This window comes from Mesorhizobium sp. M7A.F.Ca.MR.362.00.0.0 (assembly GCF_004023175.1).
In the GTDB taxonomy this organism is placed as follows: domain Bacteria; phylum Pseudomonadota; class Alphaproteobacteria; order Rhizobiales; family Rhizobiaceae; genus Mesorhizobium.
Map to the genome: position 1 here is coordinate 1 of NZ_RZTF01000473.1, position 4,412 is coordinate 4,412.

The following is a 4,412-nucleotide window of genomic DNA, read 5'->3' on the forward strand; positions in this document are numbered from 1 at the left end:
GCTCTCTTCTCCCCGTCGTTATACGGGGAGAAGGTGCCGGCAGGCGGATGAGGGGCAGCGCCAGCCTTTCCGATTGACGTCAATTCTTGCCAGCGTTGGCCTTGCCAAGGACCTGGAGTCCCGCCAGCCTCTCTGCCTCCGCCACCACCTCCGCCGGCATCACACGCTTCCCGGGCACTGCCAAAAGCGTCGACGCATATTGCCCGCGCGGACCCGTCAACCCGGGCTCGGTCGCCAGGAACACCGCAACCGTTGGCAGGCCGAAGGCGCTGGCGAGATGGGTCAGCCCGGTGTCGGCGCCGATGACCAGTTCCGAGCGGCCGATGAACGCAGCGATGTCGGCCAGCGGTGACTTTGGCACCACAACTGTCGATGGCACTGCCTTGGCAATGGCTTCGGCCACGGCCTTCTCGCGCTCGTTCGACCAGGTCGTGACCGGCGTTATCCCCCGCTCAATCAGGAGGCGCGCGGTTTCAATCCAGTCTTCGGCCGGCCATTTCTTGTCTTCGCGGCTGGTGCCGTGCAGCAGGAAGGCGGTTTTTCCGGCGATGCCCGCCAGAGTGCCGGCGGGCGGCACGATGCCGGAGTCCAGGGTCGAAAGATCAGGCTGATAGCCGAGTGCCAGCCCGAACAGCCGCCGTATCCGTTCGATGGCGTGCAGGTCGCGCGGCACGGGATAAGTGGCATCGTAGAACAGCGTCGCAGAAGGTTCGCGCGCGCTCGAACGGTCGAAGCCGGCAATGGGGGCGCCGGCCTGCCTTGCCACCAGAGCCGATTTCAGGAGGCCTTGCGCATCGATGACGAGGTCGTAGCGGCAATCTCGCAAGGTGCGGCGCAGGGCGGCCGCCTCGCGCCAGGTGCCGCTATCGAGCAGCGCCTTGCGCCAGCGCCGGATCGCCACCGTGTGGATACTGTCGATCGCCGGGTGAAGCGCGGCGATACCGGCAAATGCCTCTTCGACGCACCAGTCGAAGGACAGGTCCGGGCGGTGGCAACGGGCATCCTCGACGGCCGGAAAGGTGTGAATGACATCGCCCATCGACGACGTCTTGACGATCAGCACCTTCATGCCGCTGCCGGGATGTCCAGCAGCCGGTCCGCCGCTGCCGCGACTTGGCCGACTTCCAGCGTCTTCAGGCAGTTGAGGTGGCCGAGCGGGCAGACCTTCTGGTGGCAGGGCGAGCACGACAGGCCAAGCCAGACCAACTCGCGGCGTTCCCCCAGCGGCGGCGTGTTCTCAGGCGAGGTCGAGCCGTAGACGGCGACGATCGGCGTGCCGACGGCGGCCGCGACATGCATCAGCCCGCTGTCGTTGGACACGGCCAGCCTTGCGGCTGATATCAGATCGATGGCGTCCTCCAGCCGCGTCTGTCCGGCGAGATCTACGACGCCGGGGGCCAGGGCCGCGATCTCCGCCGTCACGTCGCGGTCGTTCTTCGAGCCAAACAGAGCAACCTTCAAGCCTTTGCCCATGAAATCGTGGGCAAGCCCGGCATAGCTTTCGCTGGGCCAGCGCTTGGCCGGGCCGAATTCGGCGCCGGGCATCAAGGCCACGAATTTCTGCGGCGCCAGCCCGAAACGGCCGAGCAGGTCGACCTGGTTTTTCGTGTCCACGCTAAGCCGTGGCGCCCGGAAACTACCGCCCTGGGCAAGGCCGAAATAGGCCTGCGCGGTGCGTCGTTTGATGCTGTCGGGCAATGGCACGATGTCGGTCAACAGGCCATAGCGCATCTCGCGCAAATTGCCGACACGGCGCGGAATACGGGCAAAGAACGGGATCAGCGCCGACTTCCAGCTGCCCGGCAGGATATAGGCCGTGTCGTAGCGGCCGCGCAGCAGCCGGCCGAAGCGGCGGCGATGGGTGAATTCGAGCGCGCCGGGTTTGAGCGGAAAGTCGATCTGCTGGCGGATTTCGGGCATGCGCTTGACCAGGGGTGCTGCCCAGGCCGGCGCCAGCACATCGATAGCGGCGTTGGGATGCAACTCCTTCAGCGCCGAAAACAGGCACTGCGCCATCACCATGTCGCCCACCCAGCGTGGGCCGATCACGAGGATCGTTGGGCTTTCAGCCATTCGACATAGTCTCTGACACCGGTTTCCACTGTCCGGAATTGGCCGTTATAACCGGCCGCGCGCAAACGGGACATATCAGCTTGCGTAAAGCTCTGGTAGCTGCCCTTGAGATGGTCGGGAAAGGGGATGAATTCAATCTCGCCTTTACCCAACGTGTCGATCACCGTTTCGGCTATGGCGCGGAAGGGCTGGGCACGGCCGGTGCCGCAATTGAAGATGCCGCTTGAGCCCCGTTTCCACAGCCACAGATTGACGTCGGCGACATCGCCGACATGGATGAAGTCACGGCTTTGTTCGCCGGGTCCGAACCCGTCATAGGCGCCGAACAGTTTCGGGTTCTCGCCTCGCTCGACCTGGTTGAACAGATGGAAGGCGACGGAGGCCATGGCGCCCTTGTGCGCCTCGCGCGGGCCATAGACGTTGAAGTAGCGCAAGCCCACGACCTGTGAATGGTCGGTATCGAAGGCGGTGCGCCCGGCGAACACGGTTCGCCTGACGTAGTCGTCGAACAGCTTCTTGGAATAGGCGTACACGTTGAGCGGCCGCTCGAGCGCGGGATCCTCGCGAAACTCCGAGCCGCTGCCATAGACGGAAGCCGAGGAGGCATAAAGGAAAGGCACGCGCAACGCCTGGCTTGCATGCAGCAGCCGTTTCGAGAAGGCGTAATTCACCTCCATCATGAATTTGCCGTTCCATTCGGTGGTGGTCGAGCAGGCGCCCTGGTGGAACACGGCCTCGATGCGGCCGAGCGAGCCGGCCTCCATGCGGTCCAGGAAATCGTTCTTGTCGAGATAGTCGGCGATCTTGAGATCGGCAAGATTGGCGATCTTGTGACCGTCGGTAAGGTCGTCGACGACCAGGATGTCGTCATGCCCTTCGGCATTCAGCGCGGCGACGATGTTGGAGCCGATCATGCCGGCGCCGCCCGTGACGATGATCATGAAGGGCCTCTGGTTGCTTGCGATTCCGGTCCTTATAGGGGAGGCTAGGCGGGCTGTCGACAAAGCCAGGCGCATGCGCCTGTCCTGCCACTTTTATGCGCTTGTCTGTTTTGTCTGTTTTGTCTATTATGGACAAAACAGGGTGTCCCATGAAAAACTATCCATCGACCGATCTGAAACAGAATCTTGGAGATGTGCTTGCAGCTGCCAGCCAGCAGCCGGTCTCCATCACTCGCCACAACAAGCCGAGATACGTCCTGATGAGCATCGAGACCTACGAAGCGCGCTTCGGCAACGACAGCCGCCGCGTCTACGCTGCGGAGGATGCCCCGACCGAACATGTCGAGATGCTCGAGGAGTACGCCGCGGAATTGGACCGTGATTAAACCCGCCGCTGCGGACGTCTGGCGATATCCATATCTTTGGCATCGTCAACACGGAGACGGCGAGACCGAAGGCCGGAAGTCACGGCCTGTGGCCTTTGTGGCTGTCGTTCCTGGGAAAGCCGGCGGTACGAACCTCTTCATCCTTGCAATCACTTCCACGCAGCCGGGCCGTGATCGCGTTGCCGTTAGCATCCCGGAAATTGAACGCCACCGTGCGGGCCTCGACCCTATGCCCCTTTGGGTCATGGTCGATGAGTACAATCATGATATCCTGGAAGCGTCGGCCTATTTCGAGCCGGGTGCGCGAATCGGCGCGTTCAGCCCGTCATTTCACAAGAAAATTATGTTCGCTTTTACTGCGGTTGTCCGCACGGGTCAGTCCAAAGCCATCCCGCGCGCGGACTGAATCGACAGAACAGAGCACGATCGTGAGGGACCAAAAATGCCATCGACCGAACTGCTCATCGCGTTTTTCGCCACCACGGCGATTTTCGCCTACATTCCAGGCCCGGCCATGCTCTATGCGGCCGCGCAGACGATGGCGCGCGGCCGCTGGTCTGGCCTGACGGCGGCACTTGGCATTCATCTGGGCGGCTACGTGCATGTTTTCGCAGCGGCTGCCGGGCTGTCGGTGCTGTTTCATGCCGTGCCGACGCTCTACCTGGCGGTCAAGCTGGTCGGCGCGCTCTATCTGATCTGGCTTGGCGTCTCGCTGTTTCGCAAGCGCGTGGAGGGCGATGCGGCGCTGCCTGCGATCGAGCGCAAATCGGCGCGGCGCGCCTTTTTCGAGAGCATCACCGTCGAGGTGCTCAATCCGAAGACAGCGATCTTCTTCATGGCGTTCCTGCCGCAATTCATCGACGCCTCGGCGGCGTTTCCGGTCTGGCTGCAGTTCGTCGTGCTCGGCACGATCGTCAATCTGATGTTCTCCTCGGCCGATATCGTCTGTGTGTTCCTGGCGGGCGCCGTGATCGGCCGTTTGCGGCGTTCGAGCCGCGCACAGCGGCTGATG

Annotated in this window: 6 protein-coding genes; 3 read left to right on the forward strand and 3 right to left on the reverse strand. The window is 62.9% G+C overall.

Annotation, left to right across the window (positions count from 1 at the left end; genetic code table 11):
* Nucleotides 1-79: 79 nt before the first annotated feature.
* From waaC to rfaD, 3 genes are read right to left on the reverse strand one after another with little or no spacing between them, the layout of a single operon-like run.
* Nucleotides 80-1,069: a lipopolysaccharide heptosyltransferase I gene (waaC, locus tag EOC06_RS33275; RefSeq protein ID WP_128309787.1), complete on the reverse strand. Its 990-nt coding sequence runs from the start codon at nt 1,067-1,069 to the stop codon at nt 80-82.
* Nucleotides 1,066-2,073: a lipopolysaccharide heptosyltransferase II gene (waaF, locus tag EOC06_RS33280; RefSeq protein WP_128309788.1), complete on the reverse strand. Its 1,008-nt coding sequence runs from the start codon at nt 2,071-2,073 to the stop codon at nt 1,066-1,068. The genes waaC and waaF overlap by 4 nt, the downstream gene beginning before the upstream one ends.
* On the reverse strand, nt 2,046-3,014 hold the full coding sequence (gene rfaD / locus EOC06_RS33285; protein WP_128309789.1) for an ADP-glyceromanno-heptose 6-epimerase: 969 nt from the start codon (nt 3,012-3,014) through the stop codon (nt 2,046-2,048). The genes waaF and rfaD overlap by 28 nt, the downstream gene beginning before the upstream one ends.
* Nucleotides 3,015-3,163: 149 nt before the next feature.
* Here rfaD and EOC06_RS33290 point away from each other — a divergent pair, with 149 nt between their 5' ends.
* The 3 genes from EOC06_RS33290 to EOC06_RS33300 all read left to right on the forward strand — a co-directional run.
* Nucleotides 3,164-3,400, forward strand: coding sequence for a type II toxin-antitoxin system Phd/YefM family antitoxin (locus tag EOC06_RS33290; protein WP_127269900.1), 237 nt, complete (start codon nt 3,164-3,166; stop codon nt 3,398-3,400).
* Nucleotides 3,393-3,806 (forward strand): hypothetical protein, encoded by a 414-nt coding sequence (locus EOC06_RS33295; protein WP_306462371.1) that lies wholly within the window; start codon nt 3,393-3,395, stop codon nt 3,804-3,806. The genes EOC06_RS33290 and EOC06_RS33295 overlap by 8 nt, the downstream gene beginning before the upstream one ends.
* 36 nt (nt 3,807-3,842) lie before the next feature.
* Nucleotides 3,843-4,412, forward strand: a 570-nt coding sequence (locus EOC06_RS33300; protein WP_164898882.1) for a LysE family translocator, incomplete at its 3' end; no start/stop codon positions are given.